The organism is Aneurinibacillus terranovensis DSM 18919, from assembly GCF_000430625.1.
Taxonomy (GTDB): domain Bacteria; phylum Bacillota; class Bacilli; order Aneurinibacillales; family Aneurinibacillaceae; genus Aneurinibacillus_B; species Aneurinibacillus_B terranovensis.
Window position 1 is genome coordinate 21,273 of sequence record NZ_KE387171.1, and the last position, 25,741, is coordinate 47,013.

General features: G+C 47.6%; 30 protein-coding genes and 2 riboswitches. Of the genes, 2 read left to right on the forward strand and 28 right to left on the reverse strand.

Annotated elements, in window-relative coordinates:
* Window positions 1-4: 4 nt before the first annotated feature.
* The gene (locus H525_RS25745; protein WP_051331090.1) at window positions 5-373 is read left to right on the forward strand and encodes a cupredoxin domain-containing protein; all 369 of its coding nucleotides are present in this window, start codon (window positions 5-7) and stop codon (window positions 371-373) included.
* Between the two features lie 524 nt (window positions 374-897).
* Here H525_RS25745 and H525_RS0115635 read toward each other — a convergent pair.
* The 7 genes from H525_RS0115635 to H525_RS0115665 form a co-directional block, all read right to left on the reverse strand.
* On the reverse strand, window positions 898-1,257 hold the full coding sequence (locus H525_RS0115635) for a hypothetical protein (protein WP_245590499.1): 360 nt from the start codon (window positions 1,255-1,257) through the stop codon (window positions 898-900).
* Window positions 1,258-1,349: 92 nt separating this feature from the next.
* A complete protein-coding gene (locus H525_RS0115640) occupies window positions 1,350-1,550 on the reverse strand; it encodes a hypothetical protein (RefSeq protein WP_027416942.1) in 201 nt (66 codons plus the stop codon).
* 83 nt (window positions 1,551-1,633) lie between these two features.
* On the reverse strand, window positions 1,634-2,101 hold the full coding sequence (locus H525_RS0115645; RefSeq protein WP_027416943.1) for a hypothetical protein: 468 nt from the start codon (window positions 2,099-2,101) through the stop codon (window positions 1,634-1,636).
* A gap of 27 nt (window positions 2,102-2,128) precedes the next feature.
* The gene (locus H525_RS0115650; protein WP_027416944.1) at window positions 2,129-3,067 is read right to left on the reverse strand and encodes a 4-hydroxy-3-methylbut-2-enyl diphosphate reductase; all 939 of its coding nucleotides are present in this window, start codon (window positions 3,065-3,067) and stop codon (window positions 2,129-2,131) included.
* Window positions 3,068-3,109: 42 nt separating this feature from the next.
* Complete coding sequence (locus H525_RS0115655) at window positions 3,110-3,379, reverse strand: YciI family protein (protein WP_027416945.1); 270 nt, start codon at window positions 3,377-3,379, stop codon at window positions 3,110-3,112.
* 85 nt (window positions 3,380-3,464) lie between these two features.
* The gene (locus H525_RS27455) at window positions 3,465-3,635 is read right to left on the reverse strand and encodes a hypothetical protein (protein ID WP_155837344.1); all 171 of its coding nucleotides are present in this window, start codon (window positions 3,633-3,635) and stop codon (window positions 3,465-3,467) included.
* 106 nt (window positions 3,636-3,741) lie between these two features.
* Window positions 3,742-4,416, reverse strand: a complete 675-nt coding sequence (locus H525_RS0115665; protein ID WP_027416946.1) for a YigZ family protein — start codon at window positions 4,414-4,416, stop codon at window positions 3,742-3,744.
* Between the two features lie 155 nt (window positions 4,417-4,571).
* Here H525_RS0115665 and cls point away from each other — a divergent pair, with 155 nt between their 5' ends.
* Window positions 4,572-6,104 (forward strand): cardiolipin synthase, encoded by a 1,533-nt coding sequence (gene cls, locus H525_RS0115670; RefSeq protein WP_155837346.1) that lies wholly within the window; start codon window positions 4,572-4,574, stop codon window positions 6,102-6,104.
* A 46-nt stretch (window positions 6,105-6,150) separates the two neighbouring features.
* Here cls and H525_RS0115675 read toward each other — a convergent pair whose 3' ends face one another.
* The 21 genes from H525_RS0115675 to H525_RS0115775 form a co-directional block, all read right to left on the reverse strand.
* The gene (locus tag H525_RS0115675) at window positions 6,151-6,897 is read right to left on the reverse strand and encodes a DUF4230 domain-containing protein (protein ID WP_027416948.1); all 747 of its coding nucleotides are present in this window, start codon (window positions 6,895-6,897) and stop codon (window positions 6,151-6,153) included.
* A 127-nt stretch (window positions 6,898-7,024) separates the two neighbouring features.
* On the reverse strand, window positions 7,025-7,597 hold the full coding sequence (locus tag H525_RS0115680) for a hydrolase (RefSeq protein ID WP_027416949.1): 573 nt from the start codon (window positions 7,595-7,597) through the stop codon (window positions 7,025-7,027).
* A 101-nt stretch (window positions 7,598-7,698) separates the two neighbouring features.
* Entirely contained in the window at window positions 7,699-8,667 is a 969-nt protein-coding gene (cbiB, locus tag H525_RS0115685; protein WP_027416950.1) for an adenosylcobinamide-phosphate synthase CbiB, read from the reverse strand.
* A gap of 2 nt (window positions 8,668-8,669) precedes the next feature.
* On the reverse strand, window positions 8,670-9,353 hold the full coding sequence (locus tag H525_RS0115690; RefSeq protein ID WP_425387713.1) for an adenosylcobinamide amidohydrolase: 684 nt from the start codon (window positions 9,351-9,353) through the stop codon (window positions 8,670-8,672).
* On the reverse strand, window positions 9,304-10,242 hold the full coding sequence (locus H525_RS24405; protein WP_051331091.1) for a GHMP family kinase ATP-binding protein: 939 nt from the start codon (window positions 10,240-10,242) through the stop codon (window positions 9,304-9,306). The genes H525_RS0115690 and H525_RS24405 overlap by 50 nt, the downstream gene beginning before the upstream one ends.
* Window positions 10,243-10,273: 31 nt before the next feature.
* On the reverse strand, window positions 10,274-10,858 hold the full coding sequence (locus H525_RS0115700; RefSeq protein WP_027416952.1) for a histidine phosphatase family protein: 585 nt from the start codon (window positions 10,856-10,858) through the stop codon (window positions 10,274-10,276).
* Window positions 10,855-11,598 (reverse strand): adenosylcobinamide-GDP ribazoletransferase, encoded by a 744-nt coding sequence (gene cobS / locus H525_RS0115705; protein WP_027416953.1) that lies wholly within the window; start codon window positions 11,596-11,598, stop codon window positions 10,855-10,857. The genes H525_RS0115700 and cobS overlap by 4 nt, the downstream gene beginning before the upstream one ends.
* Window positions 11,595-12,140 (reverse strand): bifunctional adenosylcobinamide kinase/adenosylcobinamide-phosphate guanylyltransferase, encoded by a 546-nt coding sequence (gene cobU / locus H525_RS0115710; protein WP_027416954.1) that lies wholly within the window; start codon window positions 12,138-12,140, stop codon window positions 11,595-11,597. Before cobU ends, cobS begins: the two co-directional genes overlap by 4 nt.
* A complete protein-coding gene (gene cobD / locus H525_RS0115715; RefSeq protein ID WP_027416955.1) occupies window positions 12,137-13,249 on the reverse strand; it encodes a threonine-phosphate decarboxylase CobD in 1,113 nt (370 codons plus the stop codon). The genes cobU and cobD overlap by 4 nt, the downstream gene beginning before the upstream one ends.
* Window positions 13,249-13,914, reverse strand: a complete 666-nt coding sequence (gene cobO, locus H525_RS0115720) for a cob(I)yrinic acid a,c-diamide adenosyltransferase (RefSeq protein WP_425387714.1) — start codon at window positions 13,912-13,914, stop codon at window positions 13,249-13,251. The genes cobD and cobO overlap by 1 nt, the downstream gene beginning before the upstream one ends.
* Entirely contained in the window at window positions 13,883-14,542 is a 660-nt protein-coding gene (locus tag H525_RS0115725; RefSeq protein ID WP_035101578.1) for a precorrin-2 dehydrogenase/sirohydrochlorin ferrochelatase family protein, read from the reverse strand. The genes cobO and H525_RS0115725 overlap by 32 nt, the downstream gene beginning before the upstream one ends.
* A gap of 131 nt (window positions 14,543-14,673) precedes the next feature.
* A riboswitch (cobalamin riboswitch) is annotated at window positions 14,674-14,816 on the reverse strand.
* Between the two features lie 64 nt (window positions 14,817-14,880).
* Window positions 14,881-15,954, reverse strand: a complete 1,074-nt coding sequence (gene cobT / locus H525_RS0115730; RefSeq protein ID WP_027416958.1) for a nicotinate-nucleotide--dimethylbenzimidazole phosphoribosyltransferase — start codon at window positions 15,952-15,954, stop codon at window positions 14,881-14,883.
* Window positions 15,955-16,082: 128 nt separating this feature from the next.
* Window positions 16,083-16,255, reverse strand: a riboswitch (cobalamin riboswitch).
* Between the two features lie 32 nt (window positions 16,256-16,287).
* The gene (locus H525_RS0115735) at window positions 16,288-17,499 is read right to left on the reverse strand and encodes an ornithine--oxo-acid transaminase (protein WP_027416959.1); all 1,212 of its coding nucleotides are present in this window, start codon (window positions 17,497-17,499) and stop codon (window positions 16,288-16,290) included.
* 216 nt (window positions 17,500-17,715) lie between these two features.
* Window positions 17,716-18,135, reverse strand: coding sequence for a hypothetical protein (locus H525_RS0115740; RefSeq protein WP_027416960.1), 420 nt, complete (start codon window positions 18,133-18,135; stop codon window positions 17,716-17,718).
* Between the two features lie 70 nt (window positions 18,136-18,205).
* Window positions 18,206-18,553, reverse strand: coding sequence for a carboxymuconolactone decarboxylase family protein (locus tag H525_RS0115745; RefSeq protein ID WP_027416961.1), 348 nt, complete (start codon window positions 18,551-18,553; stop codon window positions 18,206-18,208).
* A gap of 131 nt (window positions 18,554-18,684) precedes the next feature.
* Entirely contained in the window at window positions 18,685-19,353 is a 669-nt protein-coding gene (gene bluB / locus H525_RS0115750) for a 5,6-dimethylbenzimidazole synthase (RefSeq protein ID WP_027416962.1), read from the reverse strand.
* Window positions 19,354-19,943: 590 nt separating this feature from the next.
* The gene (locus H525_RS0115755) at window positions 19,944-20,666 is read right to left on the reverse strand and encodes a LutC/YkgG family protein (RefSeq protein ID WP_027416963.1); all 723 of its coding nucleotides are present in this window, start codon (window positions 20,664-20,666) and stop codon (window positions 19,944-19,946) included.
* Complete coding sequence (locus H525_RS0115760; protein WP_027416964.1) at window positions 20,659-22,164, reverse strand: LutB/LldF family L-lactate oxidation iron-sulfur protein; 1,506 nt, start codon at window positions 22,162-22,164, stop codon at window positions 20,659-20,661. Before H525_RS0115760 ends, H525_RS0115755 begins: the two co-directional genes overlap by 8 nt.
* A gap of 1 nt (window position 22,165) precedes the next feature.
* Window positions 22,166-22,891, reverse strand: a complete 726-nt coding sequence (locus H525_RS0115765) for a (Fe-S)-binding protein (RefSeq protein ID WP_027416965.1) — start codon at window positions 22,889-22,891, stop codon at window positions 22,166-22,168.
* A 197-nt stretch (window positions 22,892-23,088) separates the two neighbouring features.
* The gene (locus H525_RS0115770; protein ID WP_027416966.1) at window positions 23,089-24,756 is read right to left on the reverse strand and encodes a lactate permease LctP family transporter; all 1,668 of its coding nucleotides are present in this window, start codon (window positions 24,754-24,756) and stop codon (window positions 23,089-23,091) included.
* 215 nt (window positions 24,757-24,971) lie between these two features.
* On the reverse strand, window positions 24,972-25,673 hold the full coding sequence (locus tag H525_RS0115775; RefSeq protein WP_027416967.1) for a FadR/GntR family transcriptional regulator: 702 nt from the start codon (window positions 25,671-25,673) through the stop codon (window positions 24,972-24,974).
* Window positions 25,674-25,741 lie beyond the last annotated feature (68 nt).

Consider the following 25,741-nt stretch of genomic DNA (forward strand, 5'->3'; position numbering starts at 1 on the left):
GTTTGTGAAGATTAGGGTTGTACTCCCTATCATTCTCCTACTGCTTAATGCTGCATACTACGTATACAACCACCATGGCTCTTCTCATGTGGAAGCCCGTTCTCCCCAGAAGATCATGATTACGAACCAGGGATTTTTACCCAACAGACTTACGTACAAGGTAGGCGACACCATTTCGATTTCCATCCATAACATCGACATAAAAACACATAACTTTGTTTTGAAGGATTTTTACATTTTTACTCCTGACTTAACTAGGGGAGGAATGAGTACCGTCACGTTTCAAGCGACGAAAAAAGGTCATTTCCCTTTTATCTCGGATGCGAACGGTATACCCGAACCCGGTTATAAAGGGGAACTTGTGATCAACTGAAGAAGCCACCCCAAAGCCAAGTTTAGTAAATTCAATTCATGAAAAAATAGCCCGTATCACTTTTGTGACGGGTTATTTTTGCGTTATCGGTTTCTCAAATTGAGTTTGACTGAACGTAAGATCCCACGGGTGCGCGGGCAATGGAATGGTCCGTTTTATTTTTTGCGGGGTCTTTCCTTGCAAGGAAGTATAAATTGTCCGTGTTAGAACAAAAAGGGAAGCTCTGCCCGAAACATCTGCGGCCGTCGAAAAAAGCAAGAAAGAAAAATCGATTCATTCTATTGGAATCTACTAAAAGTTTACATTTTCAGTTGAAGAAGCAAAAAAAAAGTCCGACAATGTTTATTTTTGCTTTTTTCCCGCAACCTAGTGGCACAAACGGAGGGAGACGTCTTTCTGCCCGACTGTCTCCCTCTTCGAGTTACCCGGATGTTTCGGGCAGGTCTCCCTTCGTTCGTACCACGGCCAGATCCGCTTCCTAGCAAGGGAAAACTTCGCAATACAACGGATTCAATGCATGATCCTTAAGGGTTTAGCAGCGTTACCCGCTCTACCGCCCAAATGCCGCGGCGTCCCTGCCGGACAGGCTGGCGCAATTCAATTAAAAACAGGCATATGCCGTGGGTGGCATGGACAAGCGCGTGGTTTAATCCTGAGTCGTAAGAAATATAATAGCCCGATAACGTAAACGTATCATTCGGATAAAACCCCAGTTTGGCAACGCCTACTCTCCGAGCTGTTTCAACCGGATCAAGCCGCCACGGATTACCGCCTTTATCCACAAATTCTTGAATGGCCAGAAAATCTTCTTCGATGGCAACATGCCCCTGCTTGACTTCCTCACACTGCTCTCTCCACATCCTGTACAAAGCAAATCGTCCCATCCCGCACCCTCCTTTTTAATTACAGTATGCAGGATAGGGCAAACGTGCAACGAAAAGTAAGACACCAAACAGCTACAATCAAACGCCTACAACTAGATAGCTACAGAATCGATGTCTAAAGAAGAGATAATACGACCGCGCTGCAGTTGGCGGTGAAACGCATCTTTTTCGATGACAAATCCTTCATTAGACTCTTCATAGCGGCAGGCAAAAAAATGATGATCCGCCTCTTCTACACGAAATGATTTCTGTTCACGCGATAAACGATAGGAGCTTCCAATATACTGTTTCATAACAGAATCCCTCCAAACCCGATTTCTTTCTTGTTTGTAGTATAACACACCCTGTAATAGAACAGCAATATGTTTTTAGAAAATTAATATAAAACAGTTGTTTTTGAATTTTTGGGGATGAACCACGTGACAAGGACAAGCGGAATAATTCCTAGGGCTATAAGTGCCCCGAAAAAAGTATACGTCAATAAAATTCCGTGGCTGTCAAAAATGATTCCACCCAGTAAACTGCTGGCCATGAATCCCAGTCCAAGACCCATGGAAGAGTAAATAGACAGAGCCGTCACCCGTAAGGAATCAGGAGTGACAAGCCGCCCCAAACCCTTATACACATTTGGAGAAGCCATTCCGCTTTGAAAAAATTGAAGCAGTCCGTAGATAAGAATAAAAGCTACAAAACTTTTTCCAACCAGAAGAACCAGACAAACTCCAAATGTAACTAGAAATATAGCAGATAATATTTGCTTGGAGATTTGAAAGTTTCTTTCCTTCCCCTGACGTAAAATAAAAAAGGACAAGCCCTGTGAAGGCTTGCCAACATCCCTTATCATTTATCCCTTATCTTTTCCCTTTTGTGCTTATCCTTTATATGACGGTAATATTTTATCAGGATTCACCGTACGCACAATCCGCCATGTATCCTCATTATGTTCATCAAACTGTTCAAGATAGTGGATAACTTCGCGTGTAATTGGCGTTGGAGTGGAAGCGCCCGATGTAACAGCCACCTTTTTCTTGCCTTTCAGCCATACGGGGTCAATCTCTTCGACAGAAGCCACACGATAGGCTTTCACCCCTGCTATTTCTTCAGCTACCTGGGCGAGCCGATTAGAATTATTGCTGCGCGGGTCCCCGACTACAATCAAAAGATCCGCCTGGCCGGCCTGCTCTGCGACCGCTTCCTGCCGAACCTGGGTTGCCAGGCAAATTTCATTATGGATTTCGGCCTGCGGGTACTTTTTAATGACCGCATTCATAATATGTTTTATATCCCACTGGCTCATCGTTGTTTGATTCGTGACGATGATTTTGTCCGCATTAAGAGATAATGTATGAACATCTTCCTCATTTTGAATGAGGTGAACGGCCTGTGGCGCCACCCCCAACGCCCCCTCCGGCTCGGGGTGTCCCTTTTTACCAATATAAATCACCTGATACCCGTCTGCCACCTTTTCCCGAATCAACGTATGGGTTTTTGTCACATCAGGGCAGGTCGCATCGACGACGGTCAGACCTTTTGCCCGCGCCCTTTCCTTCACTTCAGGAGAAACACCGTGCGCAGTGAAAATAACTGTTCCCTTGTCAACCTGTTCCAACAATTCGAGCCGATTGGCGCCATCGAGAGTGATAACCCCCTGTTCCTCAAACGCTTTAACAACATGGCCGTTGTGTACAATCATGCCTAATATATAAATCGGACGCGGCAAGTCAAAATTCTTGACGGTCTGCTGTGCAAGAACCATAGCATCAACCACGCCATAACAGTATCCGCGGGGTGAAATTTTAATGACTTCCATAATACGTACCTCCCCACTTATGGTCTGGATGTTTCATAAATTTTAATCCAGGGGCAACGACAACGGATTCCACTCGCGCAATTCGAGTGTACGGGCACCTTCCACAATAACAGGGTCATTTTTTGCAAGTTCGAGAGCTTCTTCGTAACTGACCGCATTGTAAATGACGAGGCCGGCTTTACCGTCTGTAAACGGCCCGGCAGCGAAAACTTTCCCTTCTTTATAAAGAGCATTTATATAGTCAAGGTGAGCCGGGCGGTGCAGTTTATTTTTTTCCTGATCAATAATCGGCAAAAATGCAACATATTTCATAGATGTGTCCCCTTTGCGTAAAGTAAAAAAGGGGTGCCGTAAGCAAACCCCTTCTTCTTGTGGTAAGTAATTAAAAAATGCACAATTATGATGGTGTTTTAAACCCTGTAATCACAATAAAAATATCCGCCAGCACGCATACCAGCAAAGAAATTCCAACAAAGACTGTAGCAAACTTATCTCTGAATTTCCGTACTCGTACAAAACCCATTAGAACCAAAGCTGTGAAAATGAACATAAAAATATTCATTACCATAACTCCTACTCCTCCCCCTGAGCAACTATAAATAAATCCAAAACAACTCTTATTTTACCAAACACGCGTCTTTTGTTGCAATTAAACTTTATGTCATTTTCTTCACTTATTTGAGGGGAATCTCCGGATCCGCGTCATCTTCTATCGTTCCCGCCTGTTTTTCGATATATACGACATCTCCCGGTCTCCATTCGGCCTGTCCGTTCGTCAAATTGCTTAGCAGCTGCTTGAGCGGCTCTTCTTTTCCTTCCTCTTCTCCTACTGTAACCGTGACCCTATCAAGATACTGGATTCCTACAATCTGATAATCCTGCTCCTTCAGCTCATTTTCAACCTTTCCAAGAAAGGTATAGTCAAATGAAAAGTGATGCTCGCGGGTAAGAATGCGCTCTACCATTCCGGTCGCTCTGAGGCCGGCGCTGGCCGACTTTCCATAGGCGCGAATCAATCCGCCTGCGCCCAACTTAATCCCGCCAAAATAACGCGTGACAACAATGGCGGTATCCTTGATGTGATTACGCTTGATAACTTCCAGAATAGGTTTGCCTGCGGTCCCGCTCGGTTCGCCGTCATCATCCATTTTTTGATACTGGTCATTCTCCCCGCATATGTATGCGGAGCAATTATGGGTCGCGTCCCAATGTTTTTTCTTAATTTGCTGGATGAAAAGCACGGCTTCTTCCGGCGATTCCACGCGCTTTACGTAACAAATAAACCGGGAACGGTTGATGACCAACTCAGCCTCCCCCTCGTCCCGCACGGTCAAATAACGCTGCAGCATACTGTTACTTCCTTTCTCACTAATACGGATATACATATTTTATAAGTTTTAAACCTGGCTGTACAAGGAAATGTACAGTAGAGAACAAAAATAGCCCATTCTATTCCATTAAGGATATAATATAGATAGATATTCCCATGTAAAGTTGGTGTGTAATGATCGAAAATTTATTACATTTATTTCTTTTTATTCATTCTCCACTTCCTCATGTTGTGATAAACAACCCTGAGGCAAATTCGGTATGGAAGGCGATCCAACCCTCCGTAACCTTTCTTTTTTCACTCTCTGTATTTCTTATCGCTTTCCTGATTGTGCTGGAGAACCGCAACCCCTCCCGGACGGTTGCCTGGCTTATTATCTTAAACTTTTTGCCTATTGTAGGCTTTATTTTTTATTTAATGCTCGGGCGCAATGTCCGCAAACGCAAATTATTCCGCCATAAATTTATCAATAATACGGAGGTATTAAAAAAACTCGGGAAACGGCAGGCCTGGCTGTGGGAAAAGACCGATCTTTCCAGGTACCCGCACCTCGCCTTGAAGCGCAGGCTGATGAAGTTAATGATCAATGTTTCGCAATCACCCTTTACGCTCAATAATAAAACAAAAGTTCTAATGAACGGCGGCGAGACATTTTCGAAAATGATTGAGGATTTATCACAGGCTAAAGACCATATTCATTTTCAATTTTACATCATCCGCCACGATTCAACGGGCCAGCAATTCAAGCAGATATTAATTGATAAGGCGCGTGAAGGGGTTAAGGTTCGCGTTATATATGATTGGGTTGGAAGTTTGATGCTCGACAAGCGCTACATTGCCGAATTGGAAGAGGCGGGCGTGGAAGTGGTGAGTTTCTTCCCGGTTATCCTCCCTTTTTTAAATAATAAGCTAAACTACCGGAACCACCGAAAAATTATTGTCATTGATGGCAAAATCGGATTTGTCGGCGGGTTAAATATCGGGGATGAATACTTGGGCAAAGATTCCCGCTACGGTTTCTGGCGGGATTCACACCTGCGAATTGAAGGGGATGCGGTGTACCTGCTGCAAAATATATTTCTTAAGGACTGGTTTTTCGTAACGAACCAGAATATTGAGGGCGACCAATACTTTCCAGTATTTGAAGGGGAAGCGGGGAACGAGCTTATCCAGATTGCCTCAAGCGGTCCTGATTCAGACTGGGAATCAATCTGGCAGATGTACTTTACGATTATCGCGACGGCACAGGAAAAAATATATATTACGTCCCCTTATTTTATTCCTGACGATTCCATCAGCATGGCTTTGAAAACCGCGGCACTTAGCGGGCTCGACGTGCGAATTATCCTTCCGAGCCGGGCCGATCATTACACGGTCTTCTGGGCATCCCGTTCATACATTCAGGAGCTTCTGGAAGCAGGCGTTCGTTTTTTCCTATACCAGCACGGCTTTGTCCATGCAAAAATTCTTCTGGTGGACGGCACCGTCGCCTCTATCGGAACGGCCAACATGGATATTCGCAGCTTTCAGCATAATTTCGAAGTCAATGCGATTTTATACAACAGTCATTCGGTAGCCGAACTGGAGCAAGATTTCGAGCAAGATTTAATGGACAGTCGGGAGTTAACGCTTGAGGAGTTCAGAAACCGGCCGTGGCACCATCGGGTCATTGAATCCATCGCCCGCCTGCTGTCTCCGCTTTTGTAAACTTGGCCAACCGTCAACTAAGAGGCGATGCAATGGAATGGAGCATTCAACGAAATGCAATGTTTACGTGATAGCCGGCCGGCTTATAAATTTGCTGCAGGACCTTAACCGCACGGTCCTCCGCCGTTGCAAGTATGCCATTGGCTGCTGCCTGCTGGCGCAGCTTTTCTCTTGCCTGAGCAAGAAATTGCTTTTCTTCGGCAAACGTCATTTTAGGGCGAAAGATTCCTTGATTGGTATAACTCTTTACTTTGTCAATATCGATATTGGGCTGTTCCAGGAAATCAGCATGAGGCAGCATGAGCGTAATCTGCTTGTTATCTTTATCAATACTGACGTCTTGTAGTTGAAGCTTTGTCAAATCCACGCCGGCGAGAATCGTGGCCGGGACATCAAAGTGAAAGAAGCGGTCTGTTCCGGGCAGCTTTACATTAAACCATTTATACGCGTCCTCACCTTCGAGAGTCGTCGTCATAATAGCCTGGACCGTCGTCAAATATGAAAGCTCTCGGACATCCTGAACAACCGCCTGACCTGTAACCGGGGGCTGCGAAAAAAACGCCTTGTCTGCTAAAGCACCGGATAGCATAAGCACAACAGCGAGCAAAGCCATCCATCCAACACGGCGAACCTTCTCCCCCCATTTACCGCCCGGCAGCCAATCGCGAAAGGTTTTCTTTCGCTTCATCTCTTTATAAGGCAAATGGTACACAACCGCACCGGAAGTTTCCCTTTTGTTTGACTGTACGCGTTTATCTGACCGTATAAGGCGTACCTTATCTTTGTTGTCCACCCTGCTTCTCCTCCTGTACGTCATCCTAACTCATTGCATGAACACAACCTTTTACCCAATTATTTGACGCACAGCCACCAGAAAAGTCGCTCAGTTCTTAGAAAGTTTCCAAGCATCCGGCATCCGGTTACTTTGCAAGAGCCGCGATGATTTCATCGCTTGTGCGCACACGCCCGATACGGGGAAAAACATTCGTCCGTGTAAATTCGTGCGCTTCCTCGGACAAAGCGGTCATCGCATCAATCGCAAAAATTTGCTGATAGTTACGCTGATAGGCCTCACGGGCCGTCGTATCCACGCCAATATTGGTAGCGATGCCGCAGAGTACGATCGTATCAATCCCGCGGCGGCGGAGCTGCAAATCGAGATCTGTCCCGTAAAAAGCTCCCCACTGCCGTTTCGTCACGATATAATCCGTGGCCTGTGGATTCAGCTCAGGAACAAGTTCAGACCAACCACTTGGCCGCTCAACTGCTGGGGCCGGATTATCTGTAATCGGGCGCAGCGCATCGTGTCCATGAAAGTCTACCCGGACGAACACGACAAAACCTCCCGCTTCCCGAAACGCGTCAACCATCTTCACCGTATTCCGGACAACGGCAGGGCCATCATAGGGTGCTCCTTTTAAACCGACAATTCCTTTTTGCAGGTCGATGACAACGAGTGCTGTCTTTTCAGGTGTGATTTGTAAAGTCTGCATGTTTACCCTTCTTTCTTAATAAGGTGAACTCCGATTAAATTGTTATTACTCTTTCTTCCTGTCCCATTTTAAACGATATCATATCGCTCACCTGCTAGATTCTAAATAAATGAAAAAACGAGCAGCCCAGCCACAATGCCGAGCAAACAAAGAAACAGAAAAAAAACGGATACCAGCCGCATAATTGTAACGGTTTCCCTGATGTCTTCCATACGTATAGGCCGGGTGACATCGCCCAGCTTGGCCCGGTGCGAAGCAACTCCACGGTAGTAGTTGAGGCCGCCCAGTTGAATGCCAAGCGCTCCTGCAACTCCGGCTTCCGTAAAACCGCTATTCGGGCTTGGATGCAATCTGGCATCCCGCAAAATCACATACAGGCAGCGCTTCCAGTCAAGGCGGAGTACCCCGCTCACTAAAACAACCATAACAGCCGACAGGCGGGCCGGAATATAATTAACGACATCGTCAAACCGCGCGGAAGCCCACCCCAGATTGATAAACCGTTCATCTTTATAGCCAACAATCGAATCCAGCGTGTTAGCGGCACGGTACGCCATGGCCAGCGGCGCACCGCCAATCGCGGCATAGAATAGTGGAGATACAATGGCATCGACAATATTTTCGGCTACCGTTTCTATAGTCGCTCTCGCAATTTCAGGTTCGGGTAAAAATTCGGTGTCCCGCCCTACAACCATGGAAAGCGACTTTCTCGCCTCTTCTATTTTCTCTTCTTTTAGCAGGCGGTAAATCTCAAGCCCGGCATCCGCAAGGCTTTTCGTTGCGATTGTAGTTGAAATCAGCCAGACTGCGGCCAGCCATGCCAACCACGGGTGGATGAGCATGAGCCCTTTAAGCAGCAAAGCTGTCAATGCATAGCTTCCGCCGACAAGTAAAACAGGCAGCAGGATTCCCGCCGTCTTTCGCGCCGGCTCATTTACCGATTTGCGAATGAGTTTTTCCAGAAACGAAATACACTTGCCCATATAGACAACAGGATGCGGAATTGAACGCGGATCACCGACTATCCAATCCGTGATGAAGGCCGCAAGTAAAATAAAGAAATGAACCATTTTTATTCCTCTTTCTCAACGGCTGCCGCTTCGCACACCGCTTCATAGACAAGCCGGCCGATAGAATTTCCAACCGTCGTGGCGACGCCGGCGAACAGGTGGGAAGCATACTCAGGATTCTGGCTACAGCCAATCACAATGGAATCCGTCGTCGTTCCTGTCGCTATCTCACCGTGTTCGTCACGGATTCCCAGGTCTTGAAGTGCCGCCGCCTTCGCCTCGGTAGCGGTGATAATTCCGTTAACCATGGCGGCAGGAGTCAACCGTGCATCAAGTAGCACAAAAATGTTAATGGTTCCACATTGATAGGCGGAGAACGTCTGACGGAGACGCCCGGCACGCGCACTGTTACCGGTTCCGGCAGTAGCCATACAAATGATGCGAAACTGATCGCCATTTTCTTCATGAACCGACCCGCTCGTAAGGGATGCTGCCGTCTGCAATCCGACCGTTTGCGAGACAGGGTATCCCCAGCCAGTCAGATGGCCCCTCATTTGTTCCACGGGGTTTTCGGCGCTATAATCTAACGGAACATGCCAGTTGACAAAATGAGTCGCCTGTGAAATCCCACCGCCCCAGAGTGCACTGCTTACGACTGTAAGCGGCTGCTGTGTCTGAAGCAGCAGATGGTTATCTTTATGGGTCATTGTCACTTCCGGCCAGATGAGAGAATGGTATGTGCTCATCGTACGAAATAGTTGTGTCATATGTTAGATTCCTTTCTGCCAACCTGCGAACCGTAAAACGATACGTTTTCCGCTTGACGGAAGCCATTTTTCCGGCTATGTAATCGGCCTGTTCCCGAATCGCTTCCGAAGCGGCATCGAGAAGAATTCCAGCAAGCGTCCCGCTGTGTGCGACCACCACTCCCAGCCCCTGTACTTCTTCCGATAAAGCCACTAATTCCGAAAAAAAAGGATGGGGCAAATGGATTTGATGCATTTCGGCGCTGCGGGTCGCAATTTGTCCAATCGTTGGAGCATCGCCCTCTTTTACAGCTCTTTTTAGCCTTTTAAGCAAACACGCGTACTCCTTTTCCTGTTCGAATGAGTACGTTATGATCTGGTTATTAAAGGAAACCGTATCTATTTTGCCACCCCGGTCTATACCGATAATTTTCATTGGCGGTAAATGGCCGATTCGGTCGAGCAGTCTACCCCGTCGATGATAGTACGCGACAATTTCATCGTACATGATCCCGTCTGTTGGTTCCAATCGGGCAAGCAATCGGGACAGATAAGCAGGTGGGAGCGTTACCCCGTATGCGTTTGCTACTGCGCGGCACGCGGCAAGCATATCGGCGGTACTTGTCGCAAATCCTTTCCCTTCAGGCAGCGGCTGTTCGATATCCAGCCTGCCACGAACAGGCAGACCATTCTCTTCGAGCATGCGTCTGATGATATGTCGGACTTTTGCTTTCCCCGGCGGTGTCAGTAATTCTTCTGCCAAATCGGGATAAAAAGCAGCTTTCACATAGCTCTCTATCGGAAGGGATATGAGAAAAGGAACGCGATTTACCTGCCCTTGTACCAGTTCGCCAAATGTATGACACGCCATTCCTGTTCCTATTCTCATTTCCTCTCCCCCGTTGTCCAACGATTCTCTTTTAATCGCCCGCTACCCACCGGTTTCCATCCCATTCCACTATCAAAATTTCCCCGTGGCGCAAGCCGGAGACCTCCCAAAAAGAATAAGGTTTCCTGCTAAGCCACTGCGATTGAAACCAGCGGATCGGCCCCCCATGGCTGACCAGAACCGCCGTTTCACCATGGGACGTCAAATCCATCACGCTTTTCAACCACAAATCAATGCGCCGGCCCATATCCATCAGGGATTCACCCCCCGGTGTGCACACATCGTACGGATGGTTATACCATTCCATCAGGCGGGTGCCATCCGTCTCCATCACTTCGTTGTAGGTCCGGCCATCCCATTCTCCAAAATGTAATTCGCGCAGAGCGGGCACAGGAACCGGATTCAGTCCGTGATGCTCTCCAATCATCGAGGCGGTTTGCATACACCGCGCTAAATCACTGGCATAGATACAATCAATCTTTACACCAAGAAGCCGATTAGCTGCAGCCTGTGCCTGTCTGTTTCCTTCCTCATTCAGTGGGGGATTCAAATGCCCAAGGTAACACCCCCGCACATTTCTATCCGTTTGTCCATGCCGGACCCAGATCCATCTCATCCTATCCACCTTTTCATCAGCAGGAGCAGCACGAGGGCAGCCATTTCTGTCCATTCCACGACAGCCCCGTAGCAGTCCCCTGTTAATCCGCCGAGTTTTTTTACAATCATCCGGATGAAAAAAACCGCCCCGGCAATGGTCATAATAAAAACCGCAAGACCGGATATTCGGCCAATCCAATAGACGATACATCCCGTGAACAGAAAACCCACACCCACATTGATGGCAGTAAGGCCATTGCGCAGGCCTGTTCCAATCCCTTTTTCCGTTATATACGGCCAGAACCATATAGCCATGATAAGGCAGAAGCGCGCAATAAACGGCGAAATAATCAGCCACTCCATCCGGTGCAGGGAAACCGCTTCATAGAGGGTCGTTCCTTTCACCATAAAAAGAAGGAGGGCCGCGATGACGCCCATCGCACCGACGCGGCTGTCCTTCATAATTTCAAACACTTTTTCCTTCGGCCGATTACTTCCCAAGCCGTCGGCAAGGTCCATCCACCCGTCTACATGAAGTCCTCCGGTGATAAATACCCAGAAAGCCATCGTCAGAACGGCCGCGACCGGCAGGGGAAAAAGATAAGCCAGCAGCATCCCCGCCCCCCACAGAAGAACGCCAATCAGCAAGCCGACAAACGGGTAATAGGCCACACTTTTTTCCCAGTCCTTTGTTGAATGGCTTACATAAGGAACCGGAATGCGGGTGAGAAAAGCAATCGCATGAAGTAATGGATTCATCGCTTTTCCCCTTTGATTTGCCATGGTATACCCGAGATTACGGCGTACACTTCGTCAGCGGCACGGGCGATTTGCTGATTGGCCTCTCCCAAAACATCTTGGAACCACCGGCCAAGGCGGGACATCGCAACGCCCCCGAGACCTGCTTCGGTGGATACGAGAATGACGGTACCTGCGAATGTTTGAATCAACGAGATCCAATCGGCTGTATCATTAAGAATGCGCTTCGTGACACCTGAATCACGTATGCTGTCTTCCGGCACCGTTAACAACGCATTGCTAATCCACGTGCTCAGGCAATCAATTAAAATGACATCGAATCCATCGTACACTTCTGCCGAACCAAGGCTATCGGAGCTTTCAAGCAATCCCCAGCTAACCGGGCGCCGTTTTTGATGATATTCAATTCGCTGCTCCATCTCAGAATCCGTACATACACCCGTTGCAACATAGAGTACGGAATCGGATGTTTCCCGGGCGATTCGTTCGGCAAATGCACTTTTCCCCGAACGTACGCCCCCTGTGACCAGAATAAGACTCATCGGTCTCCCTCCTCTGTCCATTCATCTATCACGCCGGACAGAACCGAAAGAAAGCGGTTATTCTCCTCACGACTACGTACGGCAATGCGGAAATCATGTTCGGTAAGGCCCGGGTACATGCTGCAATTCCGGATTAATATTCCTTTCGCACCCATCCTTTGCTGCAACTCATCCGCTCTCCTGTCATAGGGTAAACGAACCAGGAGAAAATTGGCTTTGCCAGGCCATACCTTCCAGCCGAATCGTCCACAGAGGTTCTCAAATAAATAAGTACGTTCCCGCGCAATCAGTTCACGTGATCTCTCTTCATAATCGACGGCTGTAAGAGCGGCTTCCCCCGCAGCCAGTGCCAGGCTGTTTACACTCCAGGTCACCTGTCTGGACTTCATCTTCTTGATGGCCGTAGGGTTTGCTATGCTAAATCCAAGGCGTAAGCCGGGAATCGCATAAAATTTGGTCATTGAACGAATTAGAATGACTCTTGAAAACATATGCAGGGATGGCAGAAGCGTCGACTGGTCACCGGGAGAAAGAAAATCAAGAAACGCTTCGTCGATAACAAGCCACGTGTCCGTTTCTTCCGCCCATTCGGCCAGTACCTCCAGGTCACCGCGGGTATACATTAATCCGGTCGGATTATTAGGGTGGCCAATGAAAACCAAATCGCACTCCCTGAACAATGGATAAATCCCGTCTAGAGGCGGTAGCGAACCTGCCGAATGGGAGACGCTGCAGCGACTCACACTCGCCCCGAATTGTTCAGCAAGATGCCTGTATTCGGAAAAGCACGGGTCGATAACTCCCACCTGGCGGGGAGCGAACGCAAGAATGGTAAGAGCGATGCATTCTGCAGCCCCGTTGCCGACCAGCAGCATCTCTTCGTCAATCGCATATTTTCGGGCAAGCTGCCTCACAAAAGAACGGTGGGCCGGATCCGGATAATGAATAATTCCTTTCATTTCTCTATGTAACCGTTCGACAACTTCCACAGGGGGACCAAGAGGATTAATATTGGCACTAAAGTCGAACCACTCGTCCTTTCTTACACCAAAAAGGTCGGAAGCGGTCGTCAAATCGCCACCATGCCCAAATTTTTCAACCGTACTCATCAGAATTCTATCCCCAGTACAGCCGGTATGCCTTCATCATAGTAATGCTTAACCGGTTTCATCTCCGTCACAAGGTCCGCAATCTCAATGATTTCTTGTTTGGCACTGCGTCCGGTAAGGACAAGATGCATACCATGCGGACGGCTGCGGATGAGGTCAAGCACTTCCGCAAGCGGCAATACATCATCAATGGGAAATTTCTCAATGGCGAGGGCATTGTTAATTTCATCGAGAATGACTACGTCATAATCGCCATGTAGCACTTTTTCCTTTGTAAACTGCCAGGCGCTTTGCAGGGCCACCCTGTGCTCTTCCGGTGTTTTAAGCCAGGTAAAGCCGATACCTTTCTGGCAGATTTCAATTCCAAGTTTATCGAAGACAATTTTCTCACCATAGGTCCGTTCGGGTGATTTAATGAATTGTATAAACAAGACCCTTTTTCCGCGCCCCGCTGCCCGTACAGCCAGGCCAAGTGCGGCCGTTGTTTTCCCTTTTCCATCTCCAGTGTATACAAGGGTAAGTCCACGATTTTTATCCGGTTGATTTGTATCCCGTTGATTTGTATCCGTTTGGCCCATATTCGTTGGTTCCCCCACTTCCTCTATCTGTGTTGTCTCCAGCCAAGTGCTATTTTTATTGGTCCGATTCTTTTCCGGTGACTTCAATGATGAGCTGGTTAAACAGTTCTCCAAGCCGCTTATCATCCTGTTCTTTGATACATGTAAAGAAGTCGTTATCCAGCAGACGTTTGAAAATGGCACGCCGCTGCGATTCCTCCGCAACCGTGGCAAGTACAGTTGAGCGGCTCCGTGCAAGAAAGTCAATATAGTTTCCATACACCTCACCATACTGTTCCTTGAGCTCCCCGCTGATTTTACGCGCCAGCCCCGGGCTTGCCCCACCGGTAGAAACGGAAATCGTAAGCTGTCCGCTCCTGAAATGAGAAGGAACCGTGAATGTGCTTAAATCCGGCCGGTCCGCTATATTAATCCATTGTCCGGGAGCGAGCGCCTCATATACGGACCGGTTCACCTCCGGATGGTTCGTCGCTGCAAACACGAGCACCGCCCGTTCGATGTCATCCGGTGAGAAAACTTTCTGCTTCCAGACGATTTGCCGCTGTTTAGACCAATGTATGATTTCACTGGCTGCCTCAGGACTGACGACCGTGATTCTGTCGGCTCCTGACGCCAGCAATGACTTAATTTTTCGTACGGCAACCGTTCCGCCGCCAATTACCACACACAATCGCCCTGTCAGCGTAAGCATAAGTGGATATGAAGGCTTACCCATGAGCACCCCTCCCCTATCATAAGAAAAAAGAAAACGCCTCTTCCCCGTTGAGAAGAGACGTCCTGTTTCTACGTTAATTGAAAACATTTATACGTAAGTAAGAGAACACTCCCTATATCCGCGTAGGGGGTCTTATGTTTGCACAGCAGGCAGGTATTCTGGCTTGAGATACTTGTCTCTTACAGTGGCGGGACCGCAACGGACTTACACCGTTCTTCCCCTGCAGGAATGGGCATTCAATGGACATTCATTCGACTGCTGTGGTGTATTCGGTTAGTAAATCTGTAGATAATGATATGTTATCTGCTCGTAATTGTCCACTATTCTCCGCAATCTAACTACAGTCCTAAATCATCAAACGTCGCCATCCCATACAGCATACCAAGTGAGGCATCCAACAACGGATAGAGGAGAACCGCTCCCGATCCTTCACCCAGCCGCATTCCTAAATGCAAGCACGGGCGGAGCCCGATATGAGAAAGGGCGGCGAGGTGAGCCGGTTCTTCCGATAAGTGAGAAGCGAAAAGATAGTCTTTCACTTGCGGGCATATCTCGTATGCTGCGAGAGCAGCCGCACCTGCGATAACCCCGTCGACCACCACAGCCATTTTGTTAGCGGCAGCGCCAATGACAACTCCGGTAAGCCCGGCGATTTCCAGCCCGCCTACTCTCGCCAGCACATCCATTCCATCCCATTTCGTACGCCAATCGTCGGTTATCCCGTTTACCTGTAAGCACCGGTCAATAATTTGTACCTTTGCGCGCCGTTTTTCTTCGTTAAGACCTGTCCCTTTCCCTGTCAGTTCTTCCGTTGGACGGCCCGTTACGGCTGCGATGATAGCAGCGCTCGGCGTCGTATTTCCGATCCCCATATCTCCTAAGGCGACCGCCCTGTGCCCCCGCGCCGCAAGTTCATCCACAATCCGAATGCCTGCCTGTATGGCTGCCGCTGCTTCCTCCCGGCTCATAGCGGGCCCGTGCGCCATATTATTCGTTCCACTTTTGACTTTCGCCGCTCGCACACCGTCCGGCAGTTCGCTAAGCTTGCTGCCCACGTCCACAACAACGACGTCCGCCTTCATCAGGCGGGAAAAAACATTAATCGCCGCTCCGCCCCGTGAGAAATTCCCCATCATTAATCCAGTCACTTCAGAAGGGAAAGCGCTGACTCCCTCCTCGACCACCCCGTGGTCCCCGCACATGACAACAACGGCACGTTTATCAAGCACAGGCGTCTCCGTTCCCTGAATACCTGCCAGGCGAATGACCATCTCTTCCAGCACACCCAAACTTCCTGGCGGCTTGGTCAAATTGTTCACGCGCTCCCCAACTTTCTTCATACAATCGTCATCCAATGGCTTGATACGTGCAAAGATTTCTTCCAATGTACGGCTTTGACTGATTTGGCTCATTTTTTCTCCTCCGATAAATATAATGGTTGTAAAATGAACGACGACGCTAAGGATGCAAAAAAGTCCAGATCAAATAAGACCTGGACTTGCCATTACCAGAATATAAGCGCATTTCTTGTCCTCGCAAAAAATGTCTCCCACAATAGGCAGGTCTCCTGGCTGTCGGATCGTTGCCTTCGGCTGACAGCCTTCCCGGTACGGTTCCAGTGACTGCCAGTAGCTCCCCGATTACAGTGGCGGGCCCGCGTGTTTTCTTCCCTATTCTCCCCCCTAAGGGGGCACCTATTGCGCCGTATATCATTTTTATTAGCGTACAATGTCCGCGTTATTTTTTCAAGTCTGAGATACTTCTGCCTTATCAAGCACTTGCTTAATCCGCTCAATCGCCCAGTCCAATTCTTCTTTCTTAATAACGAGCGGCGGTGCAAAACGAATCGTGTTCTCATGTGTTTCTTTACACAGCAAACCAAGTTCCTTCAGCTGTTCACAATACGGCCGAGCCGCTGTCGTAAGTTCCACGCCGATGAACAGACCGCGTCCGCGCACCTCGGAGATTAAAGAATTTTTTATTTCCTTAATCTTTTCAATAAAGTAAGCGCCAAGCTCTAGTGAACGGTCCACAAGACCCTCTTCCTCGATGACTTCAAGGGCCGCAATAGCAACAGCACAGCCGAGCGGATTGCCGCCAAATGTTGAGCCGTGTGAGCCGGGTTCGAATACGCCGAGAATTTCTTTGTCCGCAGCAACCGCTGAAATCGGGAACACGCCGCCGCCAAGAGCTTTCCCCATAATATACATGTCCGGTACAACATCTTCCCATTCACTGGCAAATAGGCGCCCTGTACGGCCGAATCCCGTCTGGATTTCATCCGCAATAAACACGACATTATTTACTTTACACAACGTGTATGCTTCTTTCAGGAATCCTTCCCGCGGAATGATAATTCCAGCTTCCCCCTGGATAGGCTCTACCAAAAAGGCCGCCGTATTCGGTGTAATCGCCTGTTTTAACGCTTCAATATCGCCATAGGGGATGATTTTAAATCCAGGTGTAAATGGTCCGAATCCACATTTGTACTCATCGCTTGAAGAGAAAGAAGTGATGGTTGTCGTTCTGCCGTGGAAGTTTCCTTCACACACGATGATATCCGCCTGATTTTCCGGTACTTTCTTTACATCATAGGCCCAGCGGCGAACCGCTTTTACTGCTGTTTCTACCGCTTCCGCACCTGTATTCATCGGCAGAACCATATTTTTTCCCGTTACTTTCGCTACTTTTTCATAAAACTCGCCGAGCGGCTCGCTAAAGAAAGCGCGGGAAGTGAGCGTTACTTTGTCTGCCTGGTCCTTGAGCGCCTGGATAATTTTCGGGTGGCGGTGTCCCTGGTTTAAAGCAGAATAAGCGCTGAGCATATCCATGTATTTGTGGCCTTCCGGACTTTCCACCCACACTCCTTCTGCCTTTGATATCACGATCGGCAGAGGATGGTAGTTATGCGCTCCGTATTTCTCGGTTTTTTCTATAATTGATGTAGATTGACTCATCCTCATTCCTCCACATTTCAAATTTCACCGTGTACCCCTATCATAAAGCAAAAATCATGCCAATATAAGAAAAGAAAAAAGCAGAGTGACTTTATGTTTATATGCAATATAATTTTGCATCCATAAACAATTTGGCACTTACTGCAAACTTATTTTGCATATATTCGTGAAAAAAAGCAGGGCCGGTTCAACTGTACGATCTCCTGCTTTTTCCGCTTAGTCTATATCATCTTTTCTTCCCGTTAAATCTTTAACATTTTCCATCAATTCTTTCACTTTTTCCGAACTTTCAGTCATGCCCTGCTTTATTGTTTGTATGTTTTCCTCGATTGCCTGCAGCCGCTCATCTATCGTTTGATTCTCTTCACCGTCATTGGGGTTACCACGCCCATTATCATCTTCAGCGATATACAATCCGGGCATCGGTGCCCCGCGTCCAAGGCGGCGCTGCGCACTAATAGAATTCGCGATTTGCGGGGTATCCAGCGGGTTCCACTGTCTGTCTTCCGGCGTGTCGCCTGTTTCATTTTCATCGTCATAATCTGCCATCCCGGCCATCTGTGGAATATCCAACGGATCGATCTGTCCGTTTTTCGCGGCCGCCTCTGCATGTTTCGGTTTTTTATTATCAGCCATATGCGTGCCTCCTATCATTCCGTTACCTTTTTTATACCACCTGCCAAAGCAAGGTGAAACGTGCCGGAATTTATTGAATGGCCTGCTTAAATTCATCCAGCGCGTGGCGGACAAGCGTCACCTGTGAAAAAGCCGAACCTCCCCGGAGAGCCGCCGCGACCTGGAGAGTTTCATATACTTCCCGGTCACTCGCCCCCTGGTGCAGCGCTTCCATCGTATGATACAAAATGCAGTACTCATCCTGAGAAGCCAGACTTACTCCCAGGGCAATTAAATGTTTATTTTTTTCAGAAATACTTCCAGCAGAGAAACAAACCCCCGTAAAATCATTGTACGCTTTTGTGAAATCCGGGCTAATTTCCTGAAAGGCCCCTACGTTTTCCTTATAGTTCTGAATCGCCTCTTGATACTGGTTCATCACATTCACCTCTTCTGCACATGTTAAAATATACAGAATTAGTATGTAACACAAAACGTTTTCTCACTCGGAAAAACCAGATGTATCCTTCATTATTTTTACGCGAGCATTTACAAAAAACAGCAAATCCCCTATATATCTTTGTTAATGTATTCAATTCCCCACTTATTTTCAAAAAGGAGATGTTTCAATTCATGACGTCTTTCCCAGTCATGAATTTCAAGCAAAGGACGTTCGGGATAATGATCTGTATAACCTATGGAAATTAAAGCGACAGGATCAATATGTAGAGGGATGTTAAGAATTCTTCTTACATCAGATTTCTTATAAAAACTCACCCATCCCATAGCCAATCCTTCAGCATAGGCAGCTAACCACATATTTTGTATCGCACAACTTACCGACATGATATCCGTTTCAGGAATGGAATTTCTGCCCAGTACATGATCCCCGCCTCTGGAAGGATCGCATGTAACACAAATGGTAATCGGGGCTTCTTTAATGCCTGCTATTTTTAAATCTAAGAATGTAAGTTCACGATCCGTGTTTTCGTAATGTATGGCTAAAGCCCGGCGCTCTTTGTCTACGATGGCAGCCAGCTGGTTTTTTATTTCTTGAGCCTGTACAATAATAAAGTTCCACGGTTGCATAAAGCCTACAGACGGAGCGTGATGGGCTGCCTCCAACAGTTTATATAATTTCGTATGAGGAATAGGTGTATTAAGAAATGCTCGGATATCTCTTCGATTAAATATAGCTTTGTATACCCCGTTTTTTTCTTCTTCAGTTAAGCGTTCCATCACTACATCCCCTCCCATAAAAGTGTATAAAAATAAAAAACCTCTGCCAAGAATATACCATAACAGCGAGTATGTCGAGAAAGGACTTTTGCCTAGACCCGGCTTATAACTATTCCACCACCAAATAAGCCGTTCCCATATACTAGGAACGGCTTCCGTTATTCACTATGATGACCAAACGAAGCTTTTAAAACTTTACCAAACTCTAGCTTGTCAGTTTCTCTTATTCCTAATAAGTAATCCTCCGAACTATCGTTTAAAAATAGAGATTTATGGGAGTTTAGGTATAATCCTGCTGAACCTAGGAAGAATACGATAAAGAATTGAGTTTATCTTTTACATTTAGTAAATCGTATTTTCTAAGGATATTTATCCTCTCCCTTATTTTTTGCCTGTTCTACCAAATCCACTCACGACCCACTAGGTGGAAAAACCGACATCTCATGGCGGGTGAAGTTTTGAAGACTACCATAAGATGTCACAGTATAGAACAGAGCCTGCTATAACAGTTCTACCAACTAAATAAGCCGTCCCCAATATACTAGGAACGGCTTTCCTTATTAACATCGATACCCAACCACAACCAAAACTCAACCGACCACAAGCGCATACACGATGCCGGGGCCGTGAACGCCAATGGTCAGGTCATTTTCGATGTCGGAGGAACGGCTGGGGCCGGTGATAAAATGAATACCTGCCGGAAGGTTGGTACCGAATCTGGCCTGCAGGTCTTTCACGACCTCACCCATGCGCGTTTTTATATCTTCGGCCCGTACAATGGCGATAAACACCGTCGGCAGCAGGCTGACCGATCTCCCCTTGGTGTTGCCGGACATGGCGACGACAGTGCCCGTGTGGGCGATGGCATAGTCAACCATGGCAATTCCGATGTCGGCTCCGGCGGCTTTGGATATGAGATGTTCGTTCACTTGCTCGTTCCAAACGGTAATCTCCGTATCGGGATGATTCTCATCAAAGTGGCCCTTTTCAAATTCCGGATCGTCCCAGCGGATGATATATTTTGCCTGCATTGTTTTCACCACATCTGTTATGTAGCGAAAAGCACCGGCCATGGTAGAGAATCTCTCAGCCATCCCGCCGATTCCCGTCCAATTCTCCATAAATAAGCGGACTCGCTTGTCAAGCGGGAGTTCATATGCGTTCCAAAAATCAGGGGCTCCGCGAAACGGGTGTTGAGGTTTTTCGGTAATGCGTGAACGCTGGAGGCGGCTGGCAATATGGTTCATAAAATCGGCTTCTTTTTTCGCCGCCTGTTCGTCCAGTTCACGAATCATATCTTTGGAATTACTCATGGTCTGTTTTCCCCCGTTTCGCCAGAATTTCTTTCATGCGTTTCATAATGTCCGGGTCCATTCCGGCCATTTCCCGGTGAAGGTCATTGTCAAGTGCTTCCCAGGAGTCGCGGAACGATTGATTAGCTACCGTTGGTGCGTGGCGATACGTGTTCCATCCTTTTAAAGGACCGATTTTAGACGTTATCACGCCATCCTCGGCTATGAATTTTTGCCCGAATTTACCAAGCTTTATCGAACGTTTAAATCGTTTATAATCTGACATGACATACTTAAATCCTTTAAAAGCCATTTTTTCCGCGGCAGGGGTATATCCTTGTTCTACTTTTTGCCGCCGGATATAGACGAGCATATCGTGCAGCGGGATTTTCACCGGACAAGCTTCATAGCACGCTCCGCACAGACTGGAGGCGTACGCGACTTCGCCCCATTTTTCCATATCCTGATTCAATCGCGGCGTGAGGACGGCACCTATCGGGCCGCTGTAAACCCAGCCATATGCATGGCCGCCCACATGACGATAAACGGGACACGCGTTTAAACAGGCACCGCAGCGAATGCAGTTCAGCACTTCCTGGAACTCAGGGTCGCCAAGCTGCTGAGACCGTCCGTTATCAATGATGATGATATGCATTTCTTCCGGCCCGTCGGCATCCTCTGTTCGGCGCGGTCCGGTTATCGCGGACATATACACCGTCAACTTCTGGCCTGTCGCCGAACGAGGTAGCATCGTGGCCATCACTTCCAGGTCATCCAGTGAAGGAATGATCCTCTCCATCCCCATATAGGTGATTTGCGTTTTGGGAACAGTGCTTACCATGCGGGCATTTCCCTCATTCGAGAACAGAACCATGGAGCCTGTTTCCGCGATTGCAAAATTACAGCCCGTCATTCCAACGTCCGCCTGCAGGAATTTCTCGCGCAGCTTCGCCCGTGCAAATCCGGCAAGCACTTTCGTATCCGGCGGGAGCGTTTCTCCTCCGGCCTCCGAGAAAAGGTCGGCCACCTGCTGCTTGTTTTTATGGATGGCCGGGATAATGATATGGGAAGGCGTTTCACCCGCCAATTGAATAATATATTCGCCGAGGTCGGTTTCAATCGTTTCAATCCCTTCTTCTTCAAGCGCATGGTTAATATGAAGTTCTTCTGAAACCATAGACTTTGATTTCACGACCGACTTCGCTTCTTTGGCAGCCATAATTTTCATCGTAATCTCTACGGCTTCCTGCGCGGTGGCGGCAAAATGAACGTGCGTCCCCTTTGCCCGCGCGTTCTTCACAAACTCAGATAAATAATAATCAAGGTTCGCGATGGTGTGCAGGCGGATTGCCCGCGCGCGCTCGCGCCATTCTTCCCAATTACCAAGTTCACTAGAGGCGTTTTTCTTGCCGAAGCGAAGCTTTTCCGTGGTAAACTTCACTGCGTTTCGCAAAAAATCATCATTGAGTGCAACCTGAGCCCGTTCCTTCATGTTTAAGGTCGGATTGAAACCGCTCATTCTACTTCACCCCTTCATACAGCAATTCTGAGATATGCATGACACGAACCGGCTTTCCTTCATAATGGAGGCGTCCGGAAATATTCATGAGGCAACCCATATCCATACCGACCAGCACTTCAGCCTCGGTTTCCAGTATGTGATCTACCTTTTCCCCCACCATCGCCCCCGAGATATCGGACATTTTCACGGCAAAAGTCCCGCCGAATCCGCAGCAATCTTCCGCAAACGGCAAATCGATGACCTCTATCCCTTTTACATTGGAAAGCAACACCCGCGGTTCATCTTTAATTCCCAGCAGCCGTGTTCCATGGCAGGATGGGTGGTATGTGACTTTATGCGGGAAGGTAGCCCCTACATCTTTGACTCCTAATACGTTGACGAGAAATTGGGTGAATTCATACGTTTTATCGATTAAACGGCGGGTCTTTTCCAGTAACACTGGATCATCTTTAAAAAGAGCCGGGTAATAATGGTGAATCATCCCCGTACATGAACCGGACGGCGACACAACGAAATCGCTGTCATCGAAGGCTTCCAAGAGGGTTTTCGCACTGGCGCGCGCCTCATCCCAGTATCCGCTGTTGAACGCAGGCTGCCCGCAGCATGTCTGAGCCTCGGGAAAATGCAGCTTCACCCCGTAGCGGCTGAGAATCCTCGCCATGGCTTCCCCGACACGCGGATAGATTGCATCGGATAAACAGGTGATAAATAATGATACCTTCATTTTGTTCTCTCCTTTATCAACAGCATAGGAAATGCCAAGAGGGAGGATGGTTCCCTAAATGGGTGTCATCTCTCCCTTACATTGGTAGATAAGAAAGTATAACTTTCTTATCTACATAAGTGCAACTAAGGCCATCGCCAGCGCCTGCGGCTTGGCGCTGGCCAAGTTTTCTTTATAAAACGAAATTCAATTAACCGCTATGGTATTAAAAACGGCAAATAGTACGCTTCAACATATGTGATAAGTCCTACTACAACCGCGAATAACAAACTGTGCTTCACGGTAAAACGAAACAAGTTTGATTCGTTACCCACAAGACCTACCGCCGCACACGCGACCGCGATCGATTGTGGAGAAATCATTTTACCCGTTACCCCTCCCGTTGTATTAGCAGCAACAAGCAGCGTTTGCTTCACCCCGATTTGCGCAGCGGTAACGTTTTGCAAATTGGAGAAAAGCGCGTTGCTTGATGTATCCGATCCCGTAAGGAATACACCCAGCCAGCCAAGGAACGGGGAAAAGAACGGGAATAAGCTTCCGGTTGCGGCAAGCGCCAGACCAAGCGTCGACGATATCCCGGAATAGTTAGCGATAAAAGCAAAAGCCAACACCATGCCGATAGAAAAAATCGGTTTTGCCAGTTCCTTTAACGTTTCTCCGAATATGTTGATTCCGGTTCTCATATTTACCCTAAGTATCAGCATGGACAGTATCGCTGCGATTAAAATCGCAGTTCCTGTGGCTGACAGCAGGTCTAATTTGAATACCGCAGCATATGGCGTTGGCTTATTGACAATCGGCTGTGTTTGAATGATCAATTTGTCCAATCCTGCAACATGGAAATTCATTACCCAGCTTTTGAGCGCACCTTTATCGAATAAGTCTTTAAACGGTTTCAAACTCCAGATGGTAACTATGATGGTAAGCACGATAAATGGAGACCATGCTTTGAAAATCTGCCCGCTTGTAAAATAAGGCGCCTCCCCGGCAGCCGCTACTTCCCGATTTGAAGAACCCCGGATACTTTTTTCACTAAAGCGGAAAATTCGTTTTGGCTGCCACACTTTTAAGAATAAAGACAGACAGATAAGGCTGACAATGGCCGATGTAATATCCGGCAGCTCAGGTCCGATAAAATTAGCTGTGAAGAATTGTGTAATGGCAAACGAAGCGCCAGCCACCAGCACACCCGGCCACGTTTCACGCACACCCCGAATTCCGTCCATAACAAACACCAGCCAGAGAGGAACAAGCAGCGACAAAAGCGGCAGCTGCCGGCCCGCCATTTGACCGATATGTAACGGATCAATACCGGTTATTTTACCCGCGACAGTGATGGGAATTCCCATGGCGCCGAATGCTACCGGCGCGGTATTTGCGATTAAGCAGAGCCCGGCAGCATATAAAGGATTAAAGCCTAATCCGACAAGCAGGGCTGCTGTAATCGCTACAGGCGCACCAAATCCCGCCGCCCCTTCGAGAAACGCTCCAAAGGAGAATCCGACTAGAATTAACTGAAGGCGCTGGTCCTCCGTAATAGATACAATGGAAGAACGAATAATATCGAATTGGCCGCTTTTCACCGTGATTTTATACAAAAAGACAGCGGTTACAATAATCCATGCAATCGGCCATAAACCATAGGCAAATCCATAACCGGCCGAAGCAAAGGCCATTTTTACCGGCATTTTATAGACAATAATAGCAACAGCAAGAGTAATAAAAACAGTTATTAATCCGGCGACATGGCCTTTCATACGAAAAACAGTAAGCGCCAGAAAAAAGAAAGCGATTGGAATAAGAGCAACAATGGCGGATAATCCAAGGCTCCCCATCGGCTGATACACCTGTGTCCAAGTTTGCATCGCTACACCTCTTTTACTTTAAATGTTTACATTAGCTTTACAGGCTAACATCCCTGGGTATTAGATTTCTGATCATCTGATCTATTTATCTGTCTTTCTCTCCCTACTCTTTGAACTGCGTGATTTGCTTCTTCCTATTCTTCTACTTCGTTCATTCTGCTTTTTTTTTTCGTCCGCTCCTCAGGTCATCCGATGAATTTGCTTGAAAAAAAACACTAACTGAGCATTTTTTTCTCGACACCCAGCAAGTGATAAAGCATGGCTTCTTCCGCTTTATTACTATTTTTCAAACAAATCGCCTCGCAAATATCTAGATGTTCACGGTAAAGCTGCTGCGGGTTTTTCCGGGATTCGTACAGTTTTACTCTGCTTGCGCGCAAAGAGCGTTCCATGGTCTCCGAAATCGACTGCATGACTGACTTCAGGATTTCGTTATGGGAGGCATCTGCAATGGCGTAATGGAAATTCCAATCCGCTTTATCTCCCAATTCTCCCTGATTCAGGGCTTCTTCCATTTCATCCAGAGCCTGTTTTATCTTCGCTAGTTCCTCTTCTGTTCTGCGCTCAGCCGCCAGCCGCACCGTCCCTGTTTCAATAATTTTGCGAACCTCCAGCAGTTCAATAATATCCTGTTTTGTGACCGGGCGAATCGCTTCAAAAGCTGCTATCAGCTCTTCAGGTTTCAAGCGGGTAACAAAAGTCCCTTCCCCCTGTCTCAATGTAACCAGACCCATTGTTTTCAATGAACTGATGGCTTCACGAACGGTAGACTGCCCGACCCCCAATAATTCCCCCAATTCCCTTAAAGAAGGCAATCGTTCTCCGGGCGGATACACGCCGGATATAATTTGCTCTTTCAGATAATCGGCAACTTCCTCGTATGTTTTCCGGACTCTTAAACCTGGTAGCGTTTTCATCACCTGCTTTACAATGCCTATCAGGTTATCTGATCTCTATAAATTAACAATCAGTAACCAGTAAATTA